We start from the raw sequence: 23,491 nt of genomic DNA, 5'->3' as shown, positions 1-23,491 counted from the left end.
ATCTAATATTAAGTATTAAGATTCTATAGTTTCTGAATACTTTTTTTCAGCAAACAATTCAATTTAAAAAAAATAAGACATAAAAAAAGCTGCCCAAAAGGCAGCTTTTTAATTTTATTGTAAGAAAAGAAATTACTCATTTCCTTTTTTATAATCTGCTAAGAACTTCTCTAAACCAATATCCGTTAAAGGGTGGTTTAATAAACCTTCGATAGAAGATAAAGGGCCAGTCATAACATCTGCACCAATTTTAGCACAGTCAATTACGTGCATAGTGTGACGAATAGAAGCTGCTAAGATTTCAGTTTCGAATCCGTAATTATCATATACCAATCTAATTTCTTCGATAAGGTTAAGACCATTAGTAGAGATATCATCTAAACGACCAAGGAAAGGAGATACATACGTTGCACCTGCTTTTGCCGCTAATAATGCCTGCCCTACAGAAAATACTAAAGTACAGTTGGTTTTAATTCCTTTATCAGAGAAGTATTTAATAGCTTTTACACCTTCTTTGATCATTGGTACCTTTACGATAATTTGATCGTGAAGGGCTGCAAGCTCTTCTCCTTCTTTTATCATTCCTTCAAAATCTGTAGAAATAACTTCTGCACTAACATCTCCTGTTACGATTTCACAGATCTTCTTATAATGGTTTATAATATTCTCTTTACCGGTAATTCCTTCTTTAGCCATTAAAGAAGGGTTGGTAGTTACACCATCCAAAACCCCTAATTCTTGTGCCTCTTTAATTTGATCAAGGTTAGCGGTGTCAATAAAAAATTTCATATTGCAAGTTTTATAAGTTTATTCTTAATTCTTTTAAGTGTAAAAATAACACATTAAATACACTTATTATAATTTATAATGATTCATAAGCATCTTCTCGTAGGCTTTATCTGGTAAGATCTTCTTTAAAACGATACTTGCCTTTTGCAAAAGTTCTCCTACTTTATAATGCCCTTTTGGCTCTTTTTCTTCGATAATTTTTAATACCGCCTTCGCCATCATATCTGGATCCTGCCCAGCATCTACATGTTCATTCATTAATTTTAAAGAATCTCCGTAAGATTGCTTGTAAGGAGAATCGTCTAAAACAGGCGCATGATAACGGCCAGAAGCGATATTAGTTGCAAAATCACCAGGAGCTACACAGGTCATTTTTATATTAAAGCCTTTTACTTCCATCCTAAAAGCTTCAGTCGCAATTTCTAATGCTGCTTTAGAAGCTGAGTAGATTCCGCGATAAGGCAACCCCATATATCCTGCTATCGATGTCACATTAATTATAAGACCTTCGTTTTGCTTACGCATAATTGGCAAAACTGCTTTACAAACATTTATGGGACCATAAAAATTGGTTTCAAAAGCTTTACGAATTTCAGGTGTTGGCGTTTCCTCTAAAGGACCGGTAATCCCAACCCCGGCATTATTAATTAAAATATCAATTCGTCCTTCTTTTTCTAAAACTAATTTTACCGCATTAAAGATACTATCTTCAGCAGTAACATCTAAATCTATAAGATTAAAATTTGATGATTTTCCTGTAGATTTTCTACTGGTACCGTAAACTTTAAAATTATATTTATTTAAATAGTCGCCAATCGCTTTACCAATTCCTGAAGAACCACCGGTAATTAAAACAACTTTTTGAGAAAGAGTATCTGTTTTCATAAGGCAAATATGCGATTAATTTTGCTAATTTCCAGATACAAAAAAAGGCAAGCGACCCACATCACACCGCTACGACCGCCTACCCTTGCTGCGTTCCCGCCCTGGGGGATTCAGCAGGAGCTGGTTGTGTGGGACTTGCCGGGTGCAAATATACAATCTTTAGCACTTCTGGCAAGCATTTTTTAAACAGAATTAGTTAATTTAGCCATACAAAATAGGACTTTAGAAGATGATGAAATTTAAATCTCTGTTAATCTTAACATTAGCTTTTTTATATTTTTCCTGCGGAAGTAATTCTGGCTCAAAAAAATCGCATTTTACTATTAAAACTGATGAAAATAAGAAAGAATTTCAGCTTGGCGAAAGCATTTCAGGGCAAATTGAAAACAAAAAAGAGTTCAGTATCGACTCGGTTATCGTTTATTTGAATACTGAAAAAGTAACCGCAAAATCACCAAACTGGTCTTTTGACATTAAGCTTAAAGATCAACTTTTAGGAAATCAAACTTTAAAGGCTGAAGTTTATTACGAAGGCCAAAAAGATACTACCCATAAATCGATCAAAATCTTTAATGATACGCCGCCTAAAGCCTATACTTACGAGATTGTAAATACTTATCCTCACGATCCAGAAGCTTACACCCAGGGATTAGAGTTTTTAAACGATACTTTATATGAAAGCACAGGTGAATATGGCGAATCTGATCTTAGAAAAGTAGATCTTAAAACCGGTGAAGTTTTACAGATTATAGATTTAGATGATTCGGTTTTTGGAGAAGGAATGACCATTTTTAACGACCAGATCATTTTACTTACCTGGCAGGCAAAAGAAGGTTATATCTACGATCGCAAAACTTTTGAGAAAAAAGGAACCTTTAGTTATAACCAAAGTGAAGAAGGCTGGGGACTTTGTAATGATGGTAAACATATTTATAAAAGTGACGGAACAGAAAAGATCTGGCTTTTGAATCCTGAAACTTTAGCCGAAGAAGATTACATCCAAATCGCTACTCATAAAAGCATTAATTCTAAAATGAATGAGTTAGAATGGGTAGATGGCCTTATTTACGCAAACACTTACCAAAAAGATGGCGTGGCGATTATTAATCCTAAAAACGGAGCCATTGTTGGACTTATCGATTTTAGAGGTTTAAGAAGTAAATTAGGTAACGAAAATGAGCTTAATGAAGTAAACCATGTTTTAAATGGTATTGCCTATAACCCTCATACCAAGCAACTTTTTGTAACAGGAAAACACTGGGATAAATTATTTGAGGTAAAAATTATAGAAAAGTAAATGATTACCACACCCCAAATTTTTGAAATGGAAATCAAGGTTACCCCAAGCGATCTTGATGAACAAAACCATGTAAATAATGTACAATATGTGCAATGGATCCAGGATGTCGCAAAAGGCCATTGGGAAGATCGCGCTTCAGCAGCTCAAAAAGAAGATTTTTTTTGGGTAGTAGTTCGACATGAGATCGATTATAAACAACAGGCGTTTTTAGACGATGAGATCCTGCTACAAACTTATGTAGATCAAATTACCAATGTAACTTCTATAAGACACGTAAGTATTAAAAACAAAAACACCAATAAAGTTCTGGCACAAGCAAAAACCACCTGGTGTTTAATGAGCCACGAGTCTAAACGTCCGGCAAGAATCGATGAAAATATGAAGGTTTTATTTCAGGAAAAATCAGTTTAAGCCTCACTCAAAAAAAGCCCAGAAGATATTTAATCTCGATTATTGAACAAAATTTCTCTTATTTATCCAGTTATTCAGCAGAAAAATTTCTAATAAAAAATAAGCGGTAAAAAGTGCTATAGAAATCGCCAAAACATCTGTATTTATAATACCAATATTGGGCATTTTAAAAGAGAAATTAAAAACAGATTTCAGCGTACTCCATTTATCGATCATTACTTCTGATGCGTTTACTGCGGAAGAAAAATATGCTGAAATTAACAATATCGCCACAAAAGCTGCGATCATTATCCAACCGCTTTTAGAAATTAATGGCTCATATTTTATTTTCTTAACTGAAGTAGTTTTTATTGTTTTAGCTGAATGAATTTCAGGAAGGTTAGCCATTACCTTATCGGTAAAATTGAAAGATGGAGTTTCCAGACTGGTTTCACTGAAAATTTTCTGAGTAAATTCGTTTAATTTCTTTTCTTTATTTTCCATACTTCAGCAACATATCATTCGACAACCTTCTTTTTAAAATAACCGCCAGTTGTTTACGGCTTCGGTACAACTTTACTTTTACGTTGGCCACAGATAAATTCATAATTTCAGCAATTTCTTTAACCGACTGGTCTTCGTAATAATGTAAAGTTAGCAAAAATGCATCATCTTCATTCAGACTATTAATACAGCTCAAAATAGCCGATTTTCGCTCCTTTTCTTCAAGAACAGTAATAGCATTATCTAAATCTTCGATCTCAAAACCATCATAAGCATCTACACTTAATTCCTGAAATTTACGTTTTTTCGCCTTCAGAAAATCGAGACAATTATTATAAGTTACTCGATACACCCAGGTCGAAAATTTTGCCTCACCTTTAAATTTATTAAGAGATTTATAGATTTTCACAAAACTATCCTGAGCAACTTCTTCAGCCTCTTCCCTATTTTTCAATAATCGTAAACATAAGGTAAACACCAATTTTTTATAACGATCTACCAGGACAGAGAATAATTGCTTATCTCCGCCCAGGATTTGATCGATGAGTAATTGGTCTTTTTTGATGGTCATTTTAGTATATGACGACGATTAAGAAAACCTGGTTACATTAATTTTATTCTTTTTTTTGAATTTATTTGTAACCTGTTTTTACAAAGTATCGTCTTAACTTTTGAAAGCGCTTAAAAAATTAGTCATTAATCAAATAAAATTAAAATATGGAACCTGTTATTATATGTATTTCCCTTTTTGCCTGCATCTTTGGTATTTGTTTTCTGTTCTTTCAAACAAGAAATAAAGAACGCCTGGCTCTTATCGAACACGATAAAGATGCATCACTATTTAAATTTAGAAAAGATAGAGCATCACCGGTTTGGCCAGTTATTTTACTTAATTTATCACTTATTTTAATGGGGGTTGGTTTTGGATTTCTTATAGGAAACCTTTTTGAAACCTACACCATTTTAAATAGTGACCTAGTGTATGTTGCCTGTTGCTTTTTTACCCCAGGAGCATTTTTATTTTTAGGTTTTTACCTAACCCGAAAATTAAAATTATAATCGATCGATCCAGAAACGAACAAAAAAAGCTACCAAAATTGGTAGCTTTTTTTATATAATATTGGTAAAAATAGCTTAAGCTTTAAAAAGTGGACGACCATGCATTAGGGCATTCACTTCAGATTTTACTTCAGCTAATTTAGCATCGTTATCAATATTAGAAATTACCTTATCGATCAATTCTACGATCTTAGGCATATCTTTTTCAACCAAACCTCTTGTTGTTACGGCAGCAGTACCAATTCTAATTCCAGAAGTTACAAAAGGTGATTTATCATCAAATGGCACCATATTTTTGTTAACCGTAATATCTGCTTTGGTTAAAGCTTCTTCAGCTTCTTTACCGCTTACTCCTTTATTTCTAAGATCGATAAGCATACAGTGATTATCAGTTCCGCCAGAAATGATTTGGTAGTCTTTTTCAACAAAAGCTTCTGCCATTACCTTAGCATTTTTCTTCACCTGTACAGCATAATGCAAAAACTCATCGGTTAAAGCTTCTCCAAAAGCAACCGCTTTAGCAGCGATAATATGCTCTAAAGGACCACCCTGATTTCCTGGGAAAATTGCACTATTTAAAATAGCAGACATTTTCTTAAGACTTCCATTTTTCAATTTTTCTCCAAAAGGATTATCAAAATCTTTTCCCATCATTATAATTCCACCACGTGGGCCACGAAGTGTTTTATGAGTTGTAGAAGTTACAATATGACAATGTGGGATTGGATCTCCAATAACACCTTTAGCGATAAGGCCAGCAGGATGAGCAATATCTGCAAATAAAATAGCACCAACGCTATCTGCAATCTCTCTAAATCTTTTATAATCTATTTCACGAGAATATGCAGAGGCTCCTGCAATAATCATTTTTGGTTTTTCTTTTTCTGCAATCTCTGCAACTTTATCGTAATCGATAAGTCCGGTTTCTTTATCTACTCCATAAAAGACAGGCTCATATAATCTACCTGAAAAGTTTACCGGAGAACCATGTGTTAAATGCCCACCGTGAGAAAGATCGAAACCTAAGAATTTTTCACCTGGCTTTAAACAGGCCTGAAAAACAGCAGTGTTAGCTTGTGAACCAGAGTGTGGCTGCACGTTAGCATATTCAGCACCAAAAAGTTCTTTTAAGCGATCTATAGCTAACTGTTCTACCTCATCTACAACTTCACACCCACCATAGTAACGTTTACCGGGATATCCCTCTGCATACTTGTTGGTAAGTACAGATCCGGCAGCTTCCATTACCTGATCACTCACAAAGTTTTCACTTGCAATAAGCTCTAAACCATGTAGTTGACGCTCTTTTTCCTTCTCGATTAAATCAAAAATTATTGTATCTCGTTGCATCTTAAATATTTACGTTAAATATTCATCAAAAGTAATAAATACATTCGGTTAATTACAGGAAAATAATATATTTGAATCAATCAGATTTTAACAAATTTTTATTTTTCTATGTCAATTACCGCAAACGATCCTACAAGAAAAACCTGGTTAGACATTCCTAAGGATACTGATTTCCCTATTCAGAACATCCCTTTTGGTGTCTTTTTAACCAGAGATGATATCATTACTATCGGAACCAGAATCGGTGATTTTGCGATCGATCTTGGTGCTTTACATCAGCTTGGTTACTTTGAGGGTATTCCTTTGACCGATGATATTTTTCTTCAGGATACTTTAAATGATTTTATTTCAGATGGTAAAAAAACCTGGCGTTTAGTTAGAAACCGAATTGCCAAAATTTTTGACGAGAAGAACGAAACCTTAAAAAATAACCAGGAGCACCGTAATGTAGTGCTTTTCACTCTAGATGAGATTGAAATGCAAATGCCGGTGCAGGTTGGCGATTATACCGATTTTTATTCTAGTAAAGAACATGCAACTAATGTAGGTAGTATGTTTAGAGATAAAGAGAATGCACTGCTACCAAACTGGCTTCATATTCCGGTTGGATATCATGGTAGAAGTTCTTCTATAGTTACCAGTCATATTCCTATTCATCGTCCAAAGGGGCAAACAATGCCAGAAGGTGCTAAAGAACCGGTTTTTGGACCGTCAAAACAGGTAGATTTTGAAATGGAAATGGCCTTTATCACCACAGATGCTAACTTATTGGGAGAGCCAATTCCTGTAGACGAAGCTGAAGACTATATTTTTGGAATGGTTATGTTTAACGACTGGAGTGCTCGTGATATCCAAAAATGGGAATATGCTCCACTTGGGCCATTCTTAGCCAAAAACTTTGCTTCTTCAATCTCTCCCTGGATTGTAACTATGGATGCTTTAGAACCTTTTAGAACAGAAGGTCCTAAACCAGAAAAAGAACTAATGTCTTACTTACAGTACAGTGGTAATAAGAGCTTCGACATAAATCTTGAAGTTTACTTAAAACCAGAAGGAAGCGAAGAAAACTTACTATCGAAGACAAATTATAAATATTTGTATTGGAATATGAGTCAGCAATTGGCGCATCATACTATTAATGGATGCCCTGTAAACTCTGGAGATATGATGGCTTCAGGAACAATTTCTGGGCCAACACCAGATACTTATGGTAGTATGTTAGAACTTTCCTGGAAAGGTGAAAAACCATTAAAATTGGGGGACGGAAGTTCGCGTAGCTTTATCGAAGATAATGATACGGTTATAATGAGAGGTCACTGTGAAAATGAGAGCGTACGAATTGGTTTTGGTGAAATTAACACCAAAATTTTACCAGTATTCGAACCTAAAAAGAAATAACCTGTACCTTAAAAACAGGTAATAAAAAAAGCTGCCAAATCATGGCAGCTTTTTTTATTTATTGTCGGCTATAGCTTCTAAATTCCCTCGACTCGCGCAGCGTAGCTTCAGCAGCTTTCTTATCGCTACTTTCTTTCTCTCGATCTTCCGGGAGATTTGCATTGCTGTAGTCTTGGAACTCTCTTTTCTGTCTTTCGGTTTCCTGACCTTTTTTGATGGCTTCCCATCTTCTTTCCAGTTCTTTAAAATCTATCTCTTTATCCATAACTTGATTAATCTTTAAACCTGATTCAAAATTACAAATGATGAACCTTTTTGAAATATTGATTAATAATCTTTAACAAAGGTTTCTAAAATTAAATTAAAAAAAGAAAATATTCAAATTTTATATAAATTCTTTGAGATTTTCGCTATCAATGTCTTGATGGGAACTATGGTGTACTACCAATTTTTCTTTAAGTAAGATAAGCTGCGGACTCTCGTGCATTACCTTAAATCGATTTGCAATTTCATTCGAGATATCTCGGTGGCTTAGCAAGTCTAAAAAGTATAATTTCACCGGTGCATCTTCAGGTAGATCATAAGAATTTTCAAATTGTCTTAACACCATTCGGCTAATTCCGCACCTTGTAGAATGTTTTAATATTCCAACCAATTGCTGCTGCGATTCCATTTCAGCTATCTCTAACTGCGATATATCATTTAAGGGAGTCCACTGTAATGTAGACTCATTTTTCGACTCCTTCTCTCCTCCTCCAAACATTTTATCAAAAATTCCCATACTTAAATTTTTTGCAAAGATACACCTTAAAACCAGATGATTACACAAATTAAAAGATTTTCAGTATAAATACAAAAACTGTCGTTTTGTCTTAAGATTATTTAAAAATAATGCCATTTTGTCTAATTATTCATAAGGTACAGCATTTGCTATTTAGAATTCAAAAAACAAAAAGACTATGAACTTTAATCATTTCACCATAAAATCACAAGAGGCCATTCAGCAGGCACAGCAGCTTGCTCAAGAGATGGGCCATCAGCAAATCGAAAATGAGCATTTATTTAAAGCGATTACGATCGTAGATGAAAATGTTACTCCTTTTTTGCTGAAAAAACTGAACATTAACGTTAACCTCTTTAATCAAATTTTGGATAACACACTTCAGAGTTTTCCAAAAGTTAGCGGTGGCGATATCATGTTAAGTCGGGAGGCCGGCAAAACAGTGAACGAAGCATCGAGCATTGCCAAAAAAATGAACGATGAGTATGTTTCTGTAGAACATTTAATACTGGCAATCTTTAAATCTTCCAGTAAAATTTCTCAGATCCTCAAAGATCAGGGTGCTACTGAAAAAGGTCTTAAAGCAGCTATCGAAGAATTAAGAAAGGGAGATCGTGTAACTTCTCAAAGTGCTGAAGAAACGTATAACTCTTTAAATAAGTATGCGAAAAACCTTAACCAATTAGCAGAAACCGGAAAACTGGATCCTGTAATCGGTAGAGATGAAGAAATACGCCGAATCTTACAGATCTTATCGCGTAGAACCAAGAACAACCCAATGCTTGTTGGTGAGCCCGGTACCGGTAAAACTGCGATTGCTGAAGGTTTAGCACATCGTATCGTAGCTGGTGATGTTCCTGAAAATCTTAAGAAGAAACAAATTTTCTCTTTGGATATGGGAGCGCTAATTGCTGGAGCTAAATTTAAAGGAGAATTCGAAGAACGTTTAAAAGCGGTTATTAAAGAAGTAACCGGCAGCGATGGTAATATTGTTCTTTTTATCGATGAGATTCATACACTTGTTGGTGCCGGTGGTGGCCAGGGCGCAATGGATGCCGCAAACATTCTAAAACCTGCACTTGCCCGTGGCGAGCTTAGAGCGATTGGAGCGACCACTTTAGATGAATATCAAAAGTATTTTGAAAAAGATAAAGCCTTAGAACGCCGTTTCCAAAAAGTGATGGTTGAAGAACCAGACACAGAAAGTGCGATCTCGATACTTCGTGGTATTAAAGAAAAATACGAGCAACACCACAAAGTTAGAATTAAGGATGAAGCGATTATCGCAGCGGTGGAACTATCGCAACGTTATATCACTAATCGATTTTTGCCAGATAAGGCGATCGATCTTATGGATGAAGCTGCTTCTAAACTTCGAATGGAGATCAACTCGAAACCAGAAGAGTTAGATGTTTTAGATCGTAAGATCATGCAGCTGGAAATCGAGATCGAAGCAATTAAACGCGAAAAGGATGAAGCAAAACTTAAATCTTTACATGCAGATTTAGCGAATCTTAAGGAAGAGCGAAATGAAATTCATGCACAATGGAAAAATGAGAAAGAAGTTGTAGATAACATCCAGGGAGCTAAATCTGAAATTGAAGAATATAAATTGGAAGCCGAGCGTGCCGAGCGTGAAGGTGACTACGGAAAGGTTGCCGAGCTACGTTATGGAAAAATCAAGGAAGCCCAGGAGAAATTAGAGCGACTTCAGAAAGAAGTTCAGCAAAAAGAAAGTGGTAAATCTTTAATTCAGGAAGAAGTTACTAACGATGATATTGCTGAAGTTGTTGCAAAATGGACGGGAATTCCGGTAACTAAAATGTTACAAAGCGAACGTGAAAAATTACTTCGACTAGAAGACGAATTACACCGTCGCGTTGTAGGACAGGAAGAAGCAATTGTTGCCGTAAGTGATGCCGTTCGTAGAAGTCGTGCTGGATTACAGGATCAGAATAGACCAATTGGATCCTTCTTATTCCTAGGAACAACCGGAGTTGGTAAAACTGAATTAGCGAAAGCACTGGCAGAATATTTATTCGATGACGAATCGGCAATGACCAGAATCGATATGAGCGAATACCAGGAGCGTCATTCGGTAAGCCGTTTAGTTGGTGCTCCTCCGGGATATGTTGGTTACGACGAAGGCGGACAGTTAACTGAGGCTGTTAGACGTAAACCATATTCAGTTGTACTCTTGGATGAGATCGAAAAAGCGCATCCAGACACGTTTAACATCCTGTTACAGGTGCTTGATGAAGGACGCCTAACAGATAACAAGGGACGTTTGGCCGACTTTAAGAACACCATCATTATTATGACTTCGAATATGGGAAGCCAGATTATTCAGGATAAATTTGAAGCGATCCAGGATGTTGAAACCGCAATGGAAGCGGCAAAAACTGAAGTTCTTGGCGTACTAAAACAAAGTGTAAGACCAGAATTTATAAACCGTATCGACGATATTGTAATGTTCACTCCTTTAACACAAAAAGATATTAAACGAATTGTAGATCTTCAGTTAAAAGGTGTGAAGAAAATGCTGGCAAAACAAAACATTGTTTTAGATGCTACAGAACAAGCTTTAGCTTTCCTTGCAAAACGAGGTTTCGATCCACAATTTGGCGCAAGACCGGTAAAAAGAACGGTTCAAAAAGAGGTGTTGAATAAACTTTCTAAAGAAATCCTTTCAGGAAATATTCATACCGATAGTATCATCTTATTAGATGAATTTGACGATAATTTAGTATTCAGAAATCAGGAAGAATTAACGGCTTCTGAATAATCGAAGAAAGAAAATAAGCATTAAAAAAGGGACTGTAAATTACAGTCCCTTTCTTATTACCGGCATAAAGCATCAAATTACCACTGCTCTATCTCGTACTTCAACTCTTGCTTGGTTTTGCCGGTTTTTTCCTGTAACCTTCCAAGCATTTCATCAAATTTCCCTTCAGCATAGGTTGCATCATCATCTGTTATTTCACCGTACTTCTGTTTGAATTCACCTTTCACCTGTTTCCATTTTCCTTCTAATTGATCACTATTCATAACACTTGATTTTATTGGTTAACAATATAAATTTACATCAACCAAATACCGATTAATCATAAGGAATCGCCATATTTTACTTAAGCTTTTGTTATTTTTATCCTGAAAAAAATTATGATGAAGAAATTACCAATATTGGCCATTTTGGGGCTGCTTTTTTGTTCATGTGCAACCACCAGAAAAATTGAAGACGACAGAATAAAAATTAAGTTTCTAGACGAATATGTGATCGATAAAGATCTTAGCTTAGACGATACTAAAGTTGGCGGATTATCTGGAATCGATTATAAAAACGGCAAATATTACCTTATTGTCGACACCCCATCTGATGCGCGTTTCTATGAAGCTGAAATTGATCTGGCAGGAAATAAAATTGACACTGTAAACTTCAAAAAAACGGTAATGATCGAAAGATCTGCTGAATTTTTTAAAGAACATACTTTAGATCCTGAAGCGATTCGATTTTCCCCTGGAGAAAAGCAGGTTTACATTAGCAGTGAAGGAAGCATTAATAACCAAAAAGATCCTTCAGTATTTATTTTAGATGAAAATGGTAATTTTAAGGATGCTTTTGAAATTCCGCAGCATTTTACAGCAACCGGCGAACAAAAACCAAGGCATAACGGAGTTTTTGAAGGTTTGGCAGAAGCTGTAGATAACAAAGGATTTTGGGTAGCTACAGAACTTCCGTTAGTAAAAGATGGCCCTAAACCTAAATTATTCTCTACAAAATCTTTTACCAGAATTACTTATTTTGATAAAGAAACTAAACAAGCTACCAATCAATTTGCCTATCGTTTAGACGGAATTTCAAAAATCCCATGGATGTATTTTGCAATAAATGGCGTAACCGAACTTTTAGAATACAAACCGGGTAATTTTTTAGTGCTAGAACGTGCATTTTCAGCAGGACATGGTTCGCATAGTAATACTGTTAAGATTTTTGATGTAGATACCAAAAGAGCAACTAATATTCTGGATAAAGAATCGCTAAAAAAAGCTAGCTTTTCACCAGCTAGAAAACGTTTAGTCTTCGATTTTAAATCTGTAAAAGACCAACTAACAGATAAAATTATCGATAATATTGAAGGAATGTGCTTTGGCCCCACACTGGAAAATGGGAAACAATCTCTATTGTTAATTTCAGATAATAATTTCAATAGCTTCGGAAGACAATTAACGCAGCTAATCTTAATGGAGATAGATTTTGAGGAATAATCAGACTTCGCTTATCTTTTCAATTCAAACTAAATCAAAAAAATTATGACGCAAAACATCAAATATCTGTTCTTAAGCTTTCTGTTTATTGCCATTTCCTGCCAGCAACAGCCTCAAAAAAAAGAGGAAAATATAAAGCCGAAATTGGATGAAATAAGCACCTATTATTTTATTAGGCATGCTGAAAAAGACACAACAGATACCGGAAACCGTAATCCCGCTTTAACCGAAGAAGGAAAAGAGCGCGCCCAAAAATGGAAAGGAGTTTTTGCTGAAGTTGATTTTGATGCGGTATACAGTTCAGATTTTATCAGAACCGTAGAAACCGGGAAACCTACCGCAGAAAGTAAAGGACTTAAGGTGCAGATTTACGATCACACTAAATTAAATTCCGATGCATTTAAAAAAGCGACTAAAGGCAAAAAAGTCCTGGTTGTGGGGCACACCAATACCACACCTTATTTCGCTAATGCAGTTTTTGGAGAAGAAATCTTTAAAAATGATATTGATGAATCACAACACGGTAAATTATTTATCGTTCAGGTAAATCCCAATGGAGAAAATACGATCGAAAATCTAACGATCAATTAAATAAAATCTATAAGTAAACCACCTCGGTACAAGCTCACATTAATGGAAGCAAATTTGTAATCTCGAGGTAAGCTTGGGGGAGTACTATTCCCTTTGGCGGTGCCAATACAAAAAGCCGTGAAAACTAATTCACGGCTTTTTCTCCAACCAATTGCGCTGAAACTAAATCCAGCGTCTTTTATTTGTTCAATATTATCCTTCTAAAATATTGATCGCTTTGGTGTTTACAAATTCTTTGATCCCAAAGCCACCATGTTCTCTACCATACCCAGAGTTTTTAACTCCTCCAAATGGCATATTTGGTTGTGCCACGCCAAAAGAGTTAATAAATACCATTCCTGTATCAAAATGCTTTTCGGCTAGCTCGATCGCTTTTTTCTCATCTTTAGAGAAGATTCCGCCACCAAGACCAAATCTACTATCGTTTGCAATTCTAATAGCATCTTCGTCATCCTTTGCTTTAATTACAGAGGCTACAGGGCCAAAAAGTTCATCATCGTAAGCTGGTTGTCCTGGATTCACATTTGCCAATACAGTTGCCGGATAAAAATACCCATCGCCGTCTGGGATTCCTCCTCCACAAAGCACTTTCGCTCCGTTCTTCACACTTTCTTCTACCTGATCATGTAACTTTTCACGAAGATCTTTACGTGCCATTGGTCCTATTTGAGAGTCTTCTTTAGTAGGATCTCCCATTTTTACATTCTTCATTTTTTCTGTAAATGCTTCTAAGAACGCATCATAATTCTTCTCGGTTACTACAAATCTTTTTGCAGCCACGCAGGTCTCACCATTATTATAGATCCTACCTTTCACACTCCATTCTACTGTAGTGTCAAGATCTGCATCATCTAATACTAAATACGCATCATTAGATCCTAATTCAAGTACAGTCTTTTTAAGGTTTCCTGCAGCTTTTTCTGCTACTGCTCTACCACCGTTCGGACTTCCGGTAAAAGTTACTCCTCTAACAAAATCATTATCGATAATATCATTAGACTGATCGTGATCTATGATCAATACTTTAAATAAGTTTTTAGGTAAACCAGCTCTTTCGAAGATTTCCTCCAACATTAAACCAGATCCTGTGGTTCCTTCAGCATGTTTTAACAACACTCCGTTTCCAGCCATTAGATTTGCGATCGCATAACGTACTACCTGGTAGGCTGGGAAATTCCATGGTTGGATTCCGTAGATCACACCAATTGGAGAATACGTTATAATTCCGCGACCACCACCTGGTAATTCACGTTCTGGTTCGTTTTGTAATTCTTTAGCGCCATTTTCAGCAGTATATTCACAAATTGTAGCACAAAGATCTATTTCTTCTTCTGCCTGACTCACTAATTTTCCCATCTCTTTGGTCATTAGCTGAGAAAATTCAGATTTATAATCTCTAAGAGTTTCAGCAATTTTTTTAAGAACTGCACCTCTTTCCTCTAAAGATTTGTGTTTCCAGTCTACAAAAGCTTCGTGACATTTCTTAACTGCTTCACTAGCTTCTTCATTAGTCATTAACGGATAATCCTTAAGTTTTTCACCTGTCGCTGGATTGATCGTTGTAATAACATCGTTTTCAATTAATGTACTCATAGCTTTTATTTTTTTCTAAGGTACGTTAGCACTCCAGGCTTTGCTTATAAAGCCCCGTTAAAGCTTTTTGAAATTCTAGTTAATTGAGATTTCTTAACAAAAAACGATATGGTATTAATTCTTCATTTAGATAATCATAGATTTGATATTAATTCGCTACATTTAAATTTAAGTTTCCTGTTTCCATGCGAAAATGTATTTGTCTGCTATTTATTATTAGTACCATCTCCTGCGCTTCTAAAATGAAATTAAAAGGAGAAGCCGCACAACAATTTGCTCCGCTTAAAAAAAATGAATCCGTAGCAATTATCGAAGAGAACAAAACTATCCCAGATTCTATAGCCTATGAGACTATAGGCGAATTTCAATTAAAAGATGGTGGTTTTACGGTAGATTGCAGCTACGAGCATGTTTTGGATCATGCAAGAAATGAAGCTCGAAAACTTGGTGGTAACGCCATCAAAATTACATCACATAAATTACCGGGTAAATTTTCCAGCTGTCACCAGATAAAGTTTAACATCCTTAGATTAGAAGATGTTTTTGCATTTCAGAACATGCTTATTTGGAGCCGGGAACATCCTGTAGATTGGAAGCATTTTAAAAGTGCGCCAAAACTAGAACGTCCTTCTTTTCTTTGCGCCACTTTAAATGTAGATTATAAAGATTACAAAATTGGAGCGAAAGGCCGGGTTGAAGTTTTACCAATTATCGTTTTTAGTTGCAGTTATATCCAACCTAACTATCAAAATAAGCATCAATTAGAATACAATCAGCTTAAATTTGATCTTTTAGAACTTTACGCCCGTAAAATGCGTGAAGCTTTTATCGAAGCCAAAATCGACTCGCAAATGAAGTGGCAAAAGTTTGCTGAAGAAATCTACAACGAGATTTTTAATGATTTTGAAACCGAAATATATTACCTGGAAACCGAGACCAATTTTGGACTGGAATACACAGAAACTTTACGCTGGAAATATCGTTTAAAAGAAGAACTAGCAGAAACTGCTTCGTTAAGTACCGATTCTATTTAACCAAAAACCTAAAAAAATGGCTACAAGCTGGGATGCGAAATTGTATAATACAAAGCATGATTTTGTTTTTCACTACGGAAGTTCACTAATCGAACTTTTAAAGCCGCAGAAAGATGAATTGATCTTAGACCTGGGCTGTGGTGCCGGGCAACTGACTGAGGAAATTGCGAGAAGCGGAGCAAAAGTTATTGGCATGGATGCTTCTGAAGCCATGATTAAAAGCGCCAAAAGTAATTTCCCAGACTTAGAATTTAGAATTGCTAATGCTGAAAGTTTTGATTTTGCTGAAAAATTTGATGCTATTTTCTCGAATGCCACTTTGCATTGGGTAAAAAATTATAAAGCAGCAGCGGCGAATATGTTTCAGCATTTAAATAAAAAAGGTCGCTTAATTATCGAATTTGGGGGTAAAGGAAATGTTCAGAAAATCGAACAGACACTAAAAGCCGTATTGAAAGAAAAAAACTATCCAAAACAGGCCAATATCAACTTATGGTTTTTCCCTTCTATTGCTGAATATACCAATATTTTGGAAGAAGCAGGCTTTGAAGTTCGTTTAGCCGAATTATACGATCGGCCTACCAAACTAGCTGATAAAGAAACTGGTATAATCGACTGGATTTCGATGTTTGGGAAGACTTTTTTTGAAGGAATTCCTGAAAATGACGCTGAAATCATTAAAAATGAAGTTCAAAACCGACTAAAACCAGCACTTTTAAAAGAAGATGGCTGGTATGCCGATTATCGGCGTTTACGAATAATTGCTTATAAAAACAGCTAATATTGAATTTAAGAATCAGCGTTGAGAAAAACTATTCTGAAAAACTAACCTCAACATCTTCAGTAATAATTTCAGAAAATAATTCTAATTCGCCGGCTTCATAAAGTTCATCAAGACTTTCTAAAGGTGTAGAAAGATCGTCTTCAGCATAATTTTTATAATCCACAAAACGAATTCCGTTTACTATTCGTTCATTAAAGGCTTCTCTAAAACGCATTCCGCCTTCATTTACGTGATAACTGTACGCCAGATAGTCTACCGTGAATGTATTGGTATTGATCCAGTAAAGATATTCATCCTCGTAATCGGTGCCGCCACCATCTTGATTAAAACTAACTTTAATTTCGTAATATTCTTTACCTTTTATACTGTCTTTCCCTAAAAGATCTTTATTCACCGCTTCACCATTTAGACCGTAAGGTAATTGCACAAAATAATGTACTGAATTTACCGAATTTGAGTATGCACTGGCTGTAGAATCTGCCAAAGCAATGTTCTCGCTGTTCTTTGTGCGTGTAAAGCCGTTATTCGATAATTTATCGATGATTTTATTTCCCAAGGAATCTTCCTGATGGCGTTCTAGTTGATATTGGCCATTTTTCCTGGTACTTTTATAATGTTTATTTCTAAAATTAAAAGATATTGTTGCAGAATCATATTTCTTTCCACCAGAGACTTCGATAGATTTGTTGATAATCTCTTTGGCATCAAGCTCTTTTTGCTGACAGGAAATACTGAATATTGAAATTAGAAGGAGTAGGGTAATTTTTTTCATAGGCTAAAATTGTCGGCAAAGATAATAATTCCTTTCAGGTTCTCGAGGAATTAGTGACCACTGATTGAAGTGGAGTAAAAATGAATTCTTACTTTTGTTTGTTACGATTTTTGTAAAATGCGTTAATAATCTTGTGAAGCTTACTATTTTTGTAAGTCAAAAAAGCGCAGAACAGGCATTATATAAAAGGAAACTATTTAGCACAACATCTAAAAAATGAGTTTCCAAATTTTTTGAATTGAAATGAAACAGGCTAACACTATAAATATCAAAAACCGAAAGGCTAAATTTCAATATGAATTTCTGGACAAATATGTGGCAGGAATAAAATTAGCTGGAACCGAAATTAAAGCGATACGCCAGGGTAAAGCCTCTATTGCAGAGAGTTTTTGTGAATTTCAGGATGGCGAATTATATGTAATTAATATGCATGTAGAAGAATATTCACATGCTACCCATTTTAACCATAATCCAAAGAGTGAACGTAAACTCCTATTGCAAAAAAGAGAATTACGAAAACTTGAAAAAGAGGTTAAAAATGGAGGATTAACCATTATTCCGCTTCGGTTATTTATTAACGATCGCGGACTCGCAAAAATGCAAATTAGCCTTGCTAAAGGTAAAAAGCTTTACGATAAACGAGAAACCATTAAAGATCGTGATAACAAACGTAAATTAGATAGAATAAAAAAGGAGTATAATTAAAAACTATACTCCTTTTTAGTTTGGAAAAAATAATCTAATCTACTTTAACTCCCCGTAACTAAAAGCCTTATCTAAATTGGCCTTTATTGTTTTACGATGAATAAAAAAATCTTCATCGTCTGTTCTTTTTAGAACTGCAAAAGTTCCTTCTTTAGTTTTTTCTACAGAAACAACCTCTACTTCCAATCCGTTTAATTTCTTATAATTTGGTCGTTCTCCCTGCTTTACCAACATATTTAACTTTGGTAGTTTTAGGAATTCATATTTTAAATTACTACTTGAATTGATCGTAAAAACATCTCCTTCTTTTACGTTTTGTGGTTGTTCCTGGCCAAAACTTAGACCAGAAATTAACAGGCTAAAACAAAATAAAAATATAGTTCTCATTGGTACTTGATTTTAAATCAAAACTATTGGCTTCGATTTAAAATATTATTGGATTTAGATTAAAATGCGATTAGAAATCGTTAATTTATTAATAATATAAGTTAAATTTTATCAAATCATCAATTACTAGATTTGACAAATAACTGATTTTCAGACAAATAAAAAACCCGTTTCAGCAAGCTGCTAAAACAGGTTTTTCTCTGTTTTGAAATAAATCTTTATCTATTCTTCTTCTCCTGAAGTTTCGGTTTCAGCTTCCTCAGATTTAGAGAAATCATTTAAACCATTTTTGGTAAGAAGATTATACCACTGGATAATTTTTTTAATATCACTAGTATATACACGATCTACATCGTAATCTGGTAATATTTCAGCAAAATAATCTTCCAGTTGTGCTTTAGAAGCTTTGTGGCTAATAGCTTCACCACCATCTTCTTTTTGTTTAATATTTTCTAGAACCTGCCCCAAAGGCACTTCTTCTGTATAGGTATAAATCGCGATTTCGCTAAGAATGCTCACATTGTGACGCATATTAACTGCAATTTTTTTTCCATCCAAGATTGATTTTGCAATAAAACCTCCTCTGGTTTGTGCAGCAAGCTCATACAAACCTGGTTTCCCTGATATTGCTAAAATTTTATCTAATGCCATAGTCTCGTTTGAATTTGGGTGGCAAATATCACACCCCGCTTTAAATTATCAAAAATATTAACGACCTTTTTTTGCGCTTGGAAAACGCATCTTATAGTCTACTCTAATTTTTCCTGAAGAAATCTTTTTTAAACGCCCGTTAATCAGTCGTTTCTTTAGGCTGGAGATCTTTTCAGTAAAAAGAATTCCTTCTGTATGATCGTACTCATGCTGAACTACACGTGCCGCTAAACCGGTAAAAGTTTCTTTTTTTGTCTCAAAGTTCTCATCTTGATATTCGATAGTTACCTCTGGTTTTCTAAAAATATCTTCCCTAATATCTGGAATACTTAAACAACCTTCAGAAAAAGCCCATTCGTCCCCGGTTTCTTCTATGATCTTCGCATTGATAAAAACTTTTTTGAATCCTTTTAAATATTCTTTTTCAGAAGCACTTAGATCATCATCTTCAGCAAAAGGAGCGGCATCGATCACAAATAATCTGATAGGAACCCCAACCTGTGGTGCAGCAAGACCAACGCCGTAGGCATTATACATGGTATCCCACATATTACTTATTAATTCCTCTAATTTAGGGTAATCCTTATCAATCGGTTTTGCCATCTTCTTTAACACCGGATCACCGTAGGCAACTATTGGTAAAATCATATACTGTTCTTTATTCTCTTTTTAAATTGTAATGTCTATTGCAAAATGATTAATGCATCATGAATAAGTATAATTGAATTCAAATAATAAAACATCATACATTATCTAATTTAATTCTGAAGTAAATACTTATCTTAAATTGGACTTATTTAATCCTGAAAAGTTTAATAAAGATAAGACTGAAGGATAATGGTTGCGCTAACTTCATCGACCAAAGCTTTATTTTGTCGCTTCTTCTTTTTGAGTCCGCTATCAATCATGGTTTGAAAAGCCATTTTACTGGTAAAACGCTCGTCGACACGTACCAGCTTCATATCAGGAAATTTTTCGGTGAATTTTTTAAGAAATTCAGCAATAAAAACTTCACTCTGGCTGGCCGAATTATCCTTTTGCTTTGGCTCTCCTACCACCACGGTTTCTACCTTTTCTTTTTTAAAATAATCCTCAAGAAAATTTAAAAGAGATGGAGTGTCAACTGTGGTAAGTCCGCTGGCAATCATCTGAAGTTCATCGGTAACGGCGATTCCCGTTCGCTTTACTCCATAATCTAATGCCATTACTCTTGCCATACTTCAAAATTTATGCAAAGGTAAGGTTTATATCCATAGCTCCCCAAAAATTACAATGAAGCTATTATATTTGCTAAAAATTAGATTTATGGATCACTTAAAAGCGAAAATCGAAGCAGCCTGGGAAAATCGCGAGCTGTTAAAAGATAAAGAAACTACCGATGCCATTAGAGAAGTTGTTACTCTTTTGGACGAAGGTAAACTAAGAACTGCCGAGCCAGTTGAAGGTGGTTGGCAGGTAAACGAGTGGGTTAAGAAAGGTGTTGTGCTTTACTTCCCTATCCAGAAAATGGAAACTCTTGAAGCTGGAATCTTCGAGTACCACGATAAAATGCCTTTAAAGAGAGGTTATAAAGAAAAAGGAATTCGTGTAGTACCAAACGCTGTAGCAAGACACGGTGCTTACATTTCTAGCGGTGTTATTATGATGCCAAGTTATGTAAACATTGGTGCTTACGTAGACGAAGGTACTATGGTAGATACCTGGGCAACTGTTGGTAGTTGTGCACAAATTGGTAAAAACGTTCACCTTAGTGGTGGTGTTGGTATTGGTGGTGTTTTAGAGCCGTTGCAAGCCTCTCCTGTAATTATTGAAGATAACGCATTCTTAGGATCTCGTAGCATCGTTGTAGAAGGTGTACGTGTAGAAAAAGAAGCCGTTCTTGGAGCAAATGTTGTACTTACTGCTTCAACAAAAATTATCGATGTAACTGGTGACGAGCCTGTAGAAATGAAAGGAATTGTTCCTGCAAGATCTGTAGTGATTCCTGGAAGTTACACGAAAAAATTCCCAGCGGGAGAATTTAATGTACCATGTGCATTAATTATTGGGAAACGTAAAGAAAGTACCAACAAAAAAACTTCTCTAAACGATGCGCTTAGAGAATATGATGTTGCGGTATAAATGAAAATTCTGGTAATACAGCAAAAAATGATTGGGGACGTTCTTACGTCCTCAATCTTATTTGAGGCACTTCGGGATGCTTATCCTAAAGCGCAGTTGCATTACCTAATTTATCCGCACACTAAGGCGGTTGTAGAAAACAATCCTTTTATCGATAAGCTGATATTCGGTAAAAATGAGCTTCCTTTTTATAGATTACTGAAGCTAATTAGATCTGAAAAATACTACGCCATTATCGATGCATATTCTACGGTACAAACATCGATTCTTACCAGTTTATCTGGGTCGAAATATAAAATTGGATTCGATAAAAAATATACCCGCCCATTCTACACACATGTTTTTAGCCGAAAAATTCAGGCTAAAACACATGCAGGTGCTGCGATCGAAAAGCGAATGCAATTGCTTACTCCGCTTATTAAAAATGCTCCGCTTCAGCTAAAACCAAAAATATTCTTGAGCGATGCTGAACGTGAAAAAGCTAAAAGAATTTTAATTGAAGGTGGCGTGGATCTTTCAGATTCTATTTATATGATCGGGGCTTTAGGAAGTTCAGAAAAGAAAACCTATCCGCTCCCCTATTTGGCCAGGCTCTTAGACCAGATCGCAGCCAAAGAAAATACGGCTATTTTATTTAATTATATCCCAAGCCAAAAAGATCAAATTTCAACTTTAATTGGTTATTGCAATGCGCAAACCAAGCAGAAAATTCATCTTGAGATCTACGGAAAAAGTCTGAGAGAATTTTTAGCTCTTACCAGTTTTTGTGATGCGATCATTGGGAATGAAGGTGGCGCTATAAACATGGCGAAAGCTTTAAATATCCCATCTTTTGCGATTTTTTCTCCGCCTTTAAACAAAACGAACTGGAATATTTATGAAGACGGAAAGCAGAATGTTTCGGTTCATTTAAAAGATTTTTCTCCGGAATTATTTGCTGAAAAAAGTCAGGACGATTTGCACAAAGATGCATTTGAGCTTTACGAGAAATTTTTACCAGCTTATATTGAAGAACCGCTAGACCAATTCCTAAAATTGAACACTAAATGACCTATCGCTTTTTAATTTATATAAGTCATACTTATGCGTTGCCGATTGGTTTACCGCTTCAGGAAGAAATTAGGAAAAGAAACTACGAGGTAAAATGGTTTACAGAGTTGGATCCTCCCAGATCCTATTTCCCTGAAAATGGGGATTTGATCGAAACAATTGAAGACGCGATAGATTACAATCCAGATATCGTGCTATGCATTACAGATGTTGTTGCCGATTTTCTACCGGGATTAAAAGTGCAGATTTTTCATGGATTTTTAGCCCATAAACATAGCGACAAAAAAGGTCATTTTAGAATTCGTGGTTTATTTGATCTTTATTGTACGCAAGGTCCATCGACGACCATTCCGTTTAAGGAAATTCAGCAAAAAAAGAATCATTTTTTAGTGAGAGAAACCGGTTGGTCTAAAGTAGATCCTTTGTTTAAGATTGAAGAAAATAAGCGTGAAAAACCTACAATATTGCTTTCTTCTACCTTCTCTCCAAAATACAGTTGGTTGTATAATGAAGAAGTGATCGCTGAAATAAAAAGATTATCGAAAACTGGCGAATTTGAGTTTCTGGCTGTGCTGCATCCAAAAATGGATAAAGAGAAAATTGAGATCGTTAAAAAAATGCAGCACGAAAACTTCAAATATTACGATACTACAGATATTATTCCGCTGTTTCGCCAGGCAGATATCATGTTTTCAGACACTACATCTGCAATTACCGAGTTTATACTTCAGAAAAAACCGGTAGTGACTTTTAGAAATAATAAACCTGCCAATCATCTTATCAATATTTCTAATGCTGAAGAAATTGAAAGCGCCATTAGAGCAGCTTTTTCACCTTCAGAAAAACTACTGAAAAACATCGAATCTTACATCTACGACACGCATCCTTATTTTGATGGAAAAAGCAGCGAGCGCGTAATTTCTACCTGTATTGATGTTTTACACACTGATAAATCTGAATTATCCAACAAACCTTTAAACCTGGTAAGACGCTATCAATTAAGAAAAAAACTGAATTATTTTACTTTAAAAAGCTATAGAAAACCTTTTAATCGATAGTCGATATTCGATAAAAACGGGAG

The 23,491-nt window shown here is 35.3% G+C and carries 27 protein-coding genes and 1 other RNA gene; 13 read left to right on the top strand and 15 right to left on the bottom strand.

All coding sequences use genetic code 11. The annotated features are described in order from the left end of the window. Positions 1-132: 132 nt before the first annotated feature. From fsa to ffs, 3 genes are all read right to left on the bottom strand, one after another. The gene (gene fsa, locus IIF7_RS15900) at positions 133-789 is read right to left on the bottom strand and encodes a fructose-6-phosphate aldolase (protein WP_084842693.1); all 657 of its coding nucleotides are present in this window, start codon (positions 787-789) and stop codon (positions 133-135) included. Between the two features lie 66 nt (positions 790-855). Further along, positions 856-1,674, bottom strand: coding sequence for an SDR family oxidoreductase (locus IIF7_RS15895; protein ID WP_084842692.1), 819 nt, complete (start codon positions 1,672-1,674; stop codon positions 856-858). Between the two features lie 42 nt (positions 1,675-1,716). Further along, an RNA gene (gene ffs / locus IIF7_RS15890) (signal recognition particle sRNA small type) lies at positions 1,717-1,815 on the bottom strand. An 88-nt stretch (positions 1,816-1,903) separates the two neighbouring features. On the opposite strand from ffs, the gene IIF7_RS15885 reads away from it, so the two are divergent. Together IIF7_RS15885 and IIF7_RS15880 are read left to right on the top strand one after the other, a co-directional pair. Next, positions 1,904-2,971, top strand: coding sequence for a glutaminyl-peptide cyclotransferase (locus tag IIF7_RS15885; RefSeq protein ID WP_084842691.1), 1,068 nt, complete (start codon positions 1,904-1,906; stop codon positions 2,969-2,971). A gap of 27 nt (positions 2,972-2,998) precedes the next feature. Beyond that, on the top strand, positions 2,999-3,385 hold the full coding sequence (locus IIF7_RS15880; RefSeq protein ID WP_245801660.1) for an acyl-CoA thioesterase: 387 nt from the start codon (positions 2,999-3,001) through the stop codon (positions 3,383-3,385). A gap of 39 nt (positions 3,386-3,424) precedes the next feature. On the opposite strand, the gene IIF7_RS15875 is transcribed toward IIF7_RS15880, so the two are convergent. Both IIF7_RS15875 and IIF7_RS15870 read right to left on the bottom strand, forming a co-directional pair. Continuing rightward, positions 3,425-3,868: a hypothetical protein gene (locus tag IIF7_RS15875; RefSeq protein ID WP_084842689.1), complete on the bottom strand. Its 444-nt coding sequence runs from the start codon at positions 3,866-3,868 to the stop codon at positions 3,425-3,427. Continuing rightward, complete coding sequence (locus tag IIF7_RS15870; protein ID WP_084842688.1) at positions 3,858-4,439, bottom strand: RNA polymerase sigma factor; 582 nt, start codon at positions 4,437-4,439, stop codon at positions 3,858-3,860. Before IIF7_RS15870 ends, IIF7_RS15875 begins: the two co-directional genes overlap by 11 nt. 146 nt (positions 4,440-4,585) lie before the next feature. On the opposite strand from IIF7_RS15870, the gene IIF7_RS15865 reads away from it, so the two are divergent. Then, a complete protein-coding gene (locus IIF7_RS15865) occupies positions 4,586-4,927 on the top strand; it encodes a DUF6249 domain-containing protein (protein ID WP_084842687.1) in 342 nt (113 codons plus the stop codon). A gap of 75 nt (positions 4,928-5,002) precedes the next feature. On the opposite strand, the gene glyA is transcribed toward IIF7_RS15865, so the two are convergent. Then, the gene (gene glyA, locus IIF7_RS15860) at positions 5,003-6,277 is read right to left on the bottom strand and encodes a serine hydroxymethyltransferase (RefSeq protein WP_084842686.1); all 1,275 of its coding nucleotides are present in this window, start codon (positions 6,275-6,277) and stop codon (positions 5,003-5,005) included. Between the two features lie 108 nt (positions 6,278-6,385). On the opposite strand from glyA, the gene fahA reads away from it, so the two are divergent. After that, a complete protein-coding gene (gene fahA, locus IIF7_RS15855; RefSeq protein WP_084842685.1) occupies positions 6,386-7,675 on the top strand; it encodes a fumarylacetoacetase in 1,290 nt (429 codons plus the stop codon). A gap of 58 nt (positions 7,676-7,733) precedes the next feature. On the opposite strand, the gene IIF7_RS15850 is transcribed toward fahA, so the two are convergent. Next, positions 7,734-7,940 carry a hypothetical protein gene (locus IIF7_RS15850; protein ID WP_084842684.1) on the bottom strand — a complete coding sequence of 69 codons (207 nt, stop codon included), beginning with the start codon at positions 7,938-7,940 and terminating at the stop codon, positions 7,734-7,736. 120 nt (positions 7,941-8,060) lie between these two features. Further along, on the bottom strand, positions 8,061-8,456 hold the full coding sequence (ytxJ, locus tag IIF7_RS15845; protein ID WP_084842683.1) for a bacillithiol system redox-active protein YtxJ: 396 nt from the start codon (positions 8,454-8,456) through the stop codon (positions 8,061-8,063). A 178-nt stretch (positions 8,457-8,634) separates the two neighbouring features. Between ytxJ and clpB the strand changes: the two genes are divergently transcribed. Then, complete coding sequence (clpB, locus tag IIF7_RS15840) at positions 8,635-11,241, top strand: ATP-dependent chaperone ClpB (protein ID WP_084842682.1); 2,607 nt, start codon at positions 8,635-8,637, stop codon at positions 11,239-11,241. Between the two features lie 77 nt (positions 11,242-11,318). Here the strand turns inward: clpB and IIF7_RS15835 are convergent, their stop codons facing one another. Beyond that, the gene (locus IIF7_RS15835) at positions 11,319-11,504 is read right to left on the bottom strand and encodes a CsbD family protein (RefSeq protein WP_084842681.1); all 186 of its coding nucleotides are present in this window, start codon (positions 11,502-11,504) and stop codon (positions 11,319-11,321) included. Positions 11,505-11,618: 114 nt separating this feature from the next. Between IIF7_RS15835 and IIF7_RS15830 the strand changes: the two genes are divergently transcribed. Beyond that, on the top strand, positions 11,619-12,722 hold the full coding sequence (locus IIF7_RS15830) for an esterase-like activity of phytase family protein (RefSeq protein ID WP_245801659.1): 1,104 nt from the start codon (positions 11,619-11,621) through the stop codon (positions 12,720-12,722). 45 nt (positions 12,723-12,767) lie between these two features. Continuing rightward, on the top strand, positions 12,768-13,313 hold the full coding sequence (locus IIF7_RS15825; protein ID WP_084842679.1) for a phosphoglycerate mutase family protein: 546 nt from the start codon (positions 12,768-12,770) through the stop codon (positions 13,311-13,313). Between the two features lie 192 nt (positions 13,314-13,505). Here IIF7_RS15825 and IIF7_RS15820 read toward each other — a convergent pair whose 3' ends face one another. After that, entirely contained in the window at positions 13,506-14,906 is a 1,401-nt protein-coding gene (locus IIF7_RS15820; protein WP_084842678.1) for an NAD-dependent succinate-semialdehyde dehydrogenase, read from the bottom strand. A gap of 242 nt (positions 14,907-15,148) precedes the next feature. Between IIF7_RS15820 and IIF7_RS15815 the strand changes: the two genes are divergently transcribed. Together IIF7_RS15815 and IIF7_RS15810 are read left to right on the top strand one after the other, a co-directional pair. After that, on the top strand, positions 15,149-15,940 hold the full coding sequence (locus IIF7_RS15815) for a hypothetical protein (protein WP_084842677.1): 792 nt from the start codon (positions 15,149-15,151) through the stop codon (positions 15,938-15,940). Positions 15,941-15,956: 16 nt separating this feature from the next. Further along, a complete protein-coding gene (locus tag IIF7_RS15810; protein WP_084842676.1) occupies positions 15,957-16,721 on the top strand; it encodes a class I SAM-dependent methyltransferase in 765 nt (254 codons plus the stop codon). A 31-nt stretch (positions 16,722-16,752) separates the two neighbouring features. Here IIF7_RS15810 and IIF7_RS15805 read toward each other — a convergent pair whose 3' ends face one another. Continuing rightward, a complete protein-coding gene (locus tag IIF7_RS15805) occupies positions 16,753-17,496 on the bottom strand; it encodes a DUF6503 family protein (RefSeq protein WP_084842675.1) in 744 nt (247 codons plus the stop codon). 243 nt (positions 17,497-17,739) lie between these two features. Between IIF7_RS15805 and smpB the strand changes: the two genes are divergently transcribed. Further along, positions 17,740-18,201, top strand: coding sequence for an SsrA-binding protein SmpB (smpB, locus tag IIF7_RS15800; RefSeq protein ID WP_084842674.1), 462 nt, complete (start codon positions 17,740-17,742; stop codon positions 18,199-18,201). A 39-nt stretch (positions 18,202-18,240) separates the two neighbouring features. On the opposite strand, the gene IIF7_RS15795 is transcribed toward smpB, so the two are convergent. The 4 genes from IIF7_RS15795 to ruvX all read right to left on the bottom strand — a co-directional run bounded on the left by IIF7_RS15795 (position 18,241) and on the right by ruvX (position 20,456). Then, complete coding sequence (locus tag IIF7_RS15795) at positions 18,241-18,588, bottom strand: hypothetical protein (RefSeq protein WP_084842673.1); 348 nt, start codon at positions 18,586-18,588, stop codon at positions 18,241-18,243. Positions 18,589-18,810: 222 nt separating this feature from the next. Next, positions 18,811-19,239 (bottom strand): DUF5606 family protein, encoded by a 429-nt coding sequence (locus IIF7_RS15790; RefSeq protein WP_084842672.1) that lies wholly within the window; start codon positions 19,237-19,239, stop codon positions 18,811-18,813. 57 nt (positions 19,240-19,296) lie between these two features. Then, positions 19,297-19,887, bottom strand: a complete 591-nt coding sequence (gene def, locus IIF7_RS15785) for a peptide deformylase (protein ID WP_084842671.1) — start codon at positions 19,885-19,887, stop codon at positions 19,297-19,299. A 164-nt stretch (positions 19,888-20,051) separates the two neighbouring features. Beyond that, on the bottom strand, positions 20,052-20,456 hold the full coding sequence (gene ruvX, locus IIF7_RS15780; protein ID WP_084842670.1) for a Holliday junction resolvase RuvX: 405 nt from the start codon (positions 20,454-20,456) through the stop codon (positions 20,052-20,054). Positions 20,457-20,544: 88 nt separating this feature from the next. On the opposite strand from ruvX, the gene IIF7_RS15775 reads away from it, so the two are divergent. From IIF7_RS15775 to IIF7_RS15765, 3 genes are read left to right on the top strand one after another with little or no spacing between them, the layout of a single operon-like run. Next, the gene (locus IIF7_RS15775; protein WP_084842669.1) at positions 20,545-21,360 is read left to right on the top strand and encodes a 2,3,4,5-tetrahydropyridine-2,6-dicarboxylate N-succinyltransferase; all 816 of its coding nucleotides are present in this window, start codon (positions 20,545-20,547) and stop codon (positions 21,358-21,360) included. Continuing rightward, positions 21,361-22,410 (top strand): glycosyltransferase family 9 protein, encoded by a 1,050-nt coding sequence (locus IIF7_RS15770; RefSeq protein WP_084842668.1) that lies wholly within the window; start codon positions 21,361-21,363, stop codon positions 22,408-22,410. Then, positions 22,407-23,468 (top strand): UDP-N-acetylglucosamine 2-epimerase, encoded by a 1,062-nt coding sequence (locus IIF7_RS15765; protein WP_084842667.1) that lies wholly within the window; start codon positions 22,407-22,409, stop codon positions 23,466-23,468. Before IIF7_RS15770 ends, IIF7_RS15765 begins: the two co-directional genes overlap by 4 nt. The last annotated feature ends 23 nt before the right edge of the window (positions 23,469-23,491 follow it).

The sequence above is a fragment of the Zunongwangia atlantica 22II14-10F7 genome, assembly GCF_002094855.1.
Taxonomy (GTDB): Bacteria; Bacteroidota; Bacteroidia; order Flavobacteriales; family Flavobacteriaceae; genus Zunongwangia; species Zunongwangia atlantica.
Note: the sequence above shows the minus strand (reverse complement) of the source record. Positions and strands in the feature narration are given on the sequence as shown.

What these genes read in the sequence shown, in the direction of transcription:
- def (WP_084842671.1), bottom strand. Translation starts at nt 19,887, where the DNA reads ATGATTTTACCAATAGTTGCCTACGGTGATCCGGTGTTAAAGAAGATG.
- ruvX (WP_084842670.1), bottom strand. Translation starts at nt 20,456, where the DNA reads ATGGCAAGAGTAATGGCATTAGATTATGGAGTAAAGCGAACGGGAATC.
- smpB (WP_084842674.1), top strand. Translation starts at nt 17,740, where the DNA reads ATGAAACAGGCTAACACTATAAATATCAAAAACCGAAAGGCTAAATTT.
- IIF7_RS15835 (WP_084842681.1), bottom strand. Translation starts at nt 11,504, where the DNA reads ATGAATAGTGATCAATTAGAAGGAAAATGGAAACAGGTGAAAGGTGAA.
- IIF7_RS15825 (WP_084842679.1), top strand. Translation starts at nt 12,768, where the DNA reads ATGACGCAAAACATCAAATATCTGTTCTTAAGCTTTCTGTTTATTGCC.
- IIF7_RS15875 (WP_084842689.1), bottom strand. Translation starts at nt 3,868, where the DNA reads ATGGAAAATAAAGAAAAGAAATTAAACGAATTTACTCAGAAAATTTTC.
- glyA (WP_084842686.1), bottom strand. Translation starts at nt 6,277, where the DNA reads ATGCAACGAGATACAATAATTTTTGATTTAATCGAGAAGGAAAAAGAG.
- IIF7_RS15805 (WP_084842675.1), bottom strand. Translation starts at nt 17,496, where the DNA reads ATGAAAAAAATTACCCTACTCCTTCTAATTTCAATATTCAGTATTTCC.
- clpB (WP_084842682.1), top strand. Translation starts at nt 8,635, where the DNA reads ATGAACTTTAATCATTTCACCATAAAATCACAAGAGGCCATTCAGCAG.
- IIF7_RS15885 (WP_084842691.1), top strand. Translation starts at nt 1,904, where the DNA reads ATGATGAAATTTAAATCTCTGTTAATCTTAACATTAGCTTTTTTATAT.
- IIF7_RS15850 (WP_084842684.1), bottom strand. Translation starts at nt 7,940, where the DNA reads ATGGATAAAGAGATAGATTTTAAAGAACTGGAAAGAAGATGGGAAGCC.
- IIF7_RS15765 (WP_084842667.1), top strand. Translation starts at nt 22,407, where the DNA reads ATGACCTATCGCTTTTTAATTTATATAAGTCATACTTATGCGTTGCCG.
- IIF7_RS15880 (WP_245801660.1), top strand. Translation starts at nt 2,999, where the DNA reads ATGGAAATCAAGGTTACCCCAAGCGATCTTGATGAACAAAACCATGTA.
- IIF7_RS15790 (WP_084842672.1), bottom strand. Translation starts at nt 19,239, where the DNA reads ATGGCATTAGATAAAATTTTAGCAATATCAGGGAAACCAGGTTTGTAT.
- IIF7_RS15830 (WP_245801659.1), top strand. Translation starts at nt 11,619, where the DNA reads ATGATGAAGAAATTACCAATATTGGCCATTTTGGGGCTGCTTTTTTGT.
- IIF7_RS15815 (WP_084842677.1), top strand. Translation starts at nt 15,149, where the DNA reads ATGAAATTAAAAGGAGAAGCCGCACAACAATTTGCTCCGCTTAAAAAA.
- IIF7_RS15870 (WP_084842688.1), bottom strand. Translation starts at nt 4,439, where the DNA reads ATGACCATCAAAAAAGACCAATTACTCATCGATCAAATCCTGGGCGGA.
- IIF7_RS15865 (WP_084842687.1), top strand. Translation starts at nt 4,586, where the DNA reads ATGGAACCTGTTATTATATGTATTTCCCTTTTTGCCTGCATCTTTGGT.
- IIF7_RS15810 (WP_084842676.1), top strand. Translation starts at nt 15,957, where the DNA reads ATGGCTACAAGCTGGGATGCGAAATTGTATAATACAAAGCATGATTTT.
- IIF7_RS15895 (WP_084842692.1), bottom strand. Translation starts at nt 1,674, where the DNA reads ATGAAAACAGATACTCTTTCTCAAAAAGTTGTTTTAATTACCGGTGGT.
- IIF7_RS15770 (WP_084842668.1), top strand. Translation starts at nt 21,361, where the DNA reads ATGAAAATTCTGGTAATACAGCAAAAAATGATTGGGGACGTTCTTACG.
- ytxJ (WP_084842683.1), bottom strand. Translation starts at nt 8,456, where the DNA reads ATGGGAATTTTTGATAAAATGTTTGGAGGAGGAGAGAAGGAGTCGAAA.
- IIF7_RS15820 (WP_084842678.1), bottom strand. Translation starts at nt 14,906, where the DNA reads ATGAGTACATTAATTGAAAACGATGTTATTACAACGATCAATCCAGCG.
- IIF7_RS15775 (WP_084842669.1), top strand. Translation starts at nt 20,545, where the DNA reads ATGGATCACTTAAAAGCGAAAATCGAAGCAGCCTGGGAAAATCGCGAG.
- fsa (WP_084842693.1), bottom strand. Translation starts at nt 789, where the DNA reads ATGAAATTTTTTATTGACACCGCTAACCTTGATCAAATTAAAGAGGCA.
- IIF7_RS15795 (WP_084842673.1), bottom strand. Translation starts at nt 18,588, where the DNA reads ATGAGAACTATATTTTTATTTTGTTTTAGCCTGTTAATTTCTGGTCTA.
- fahA (WP_084842685.1), top strand. Translation starts at nt 6,386, where the DNA reads ATGTCAATTACCGCAAACGATCCTACAAGAAAAACCTGGTTAGACATT.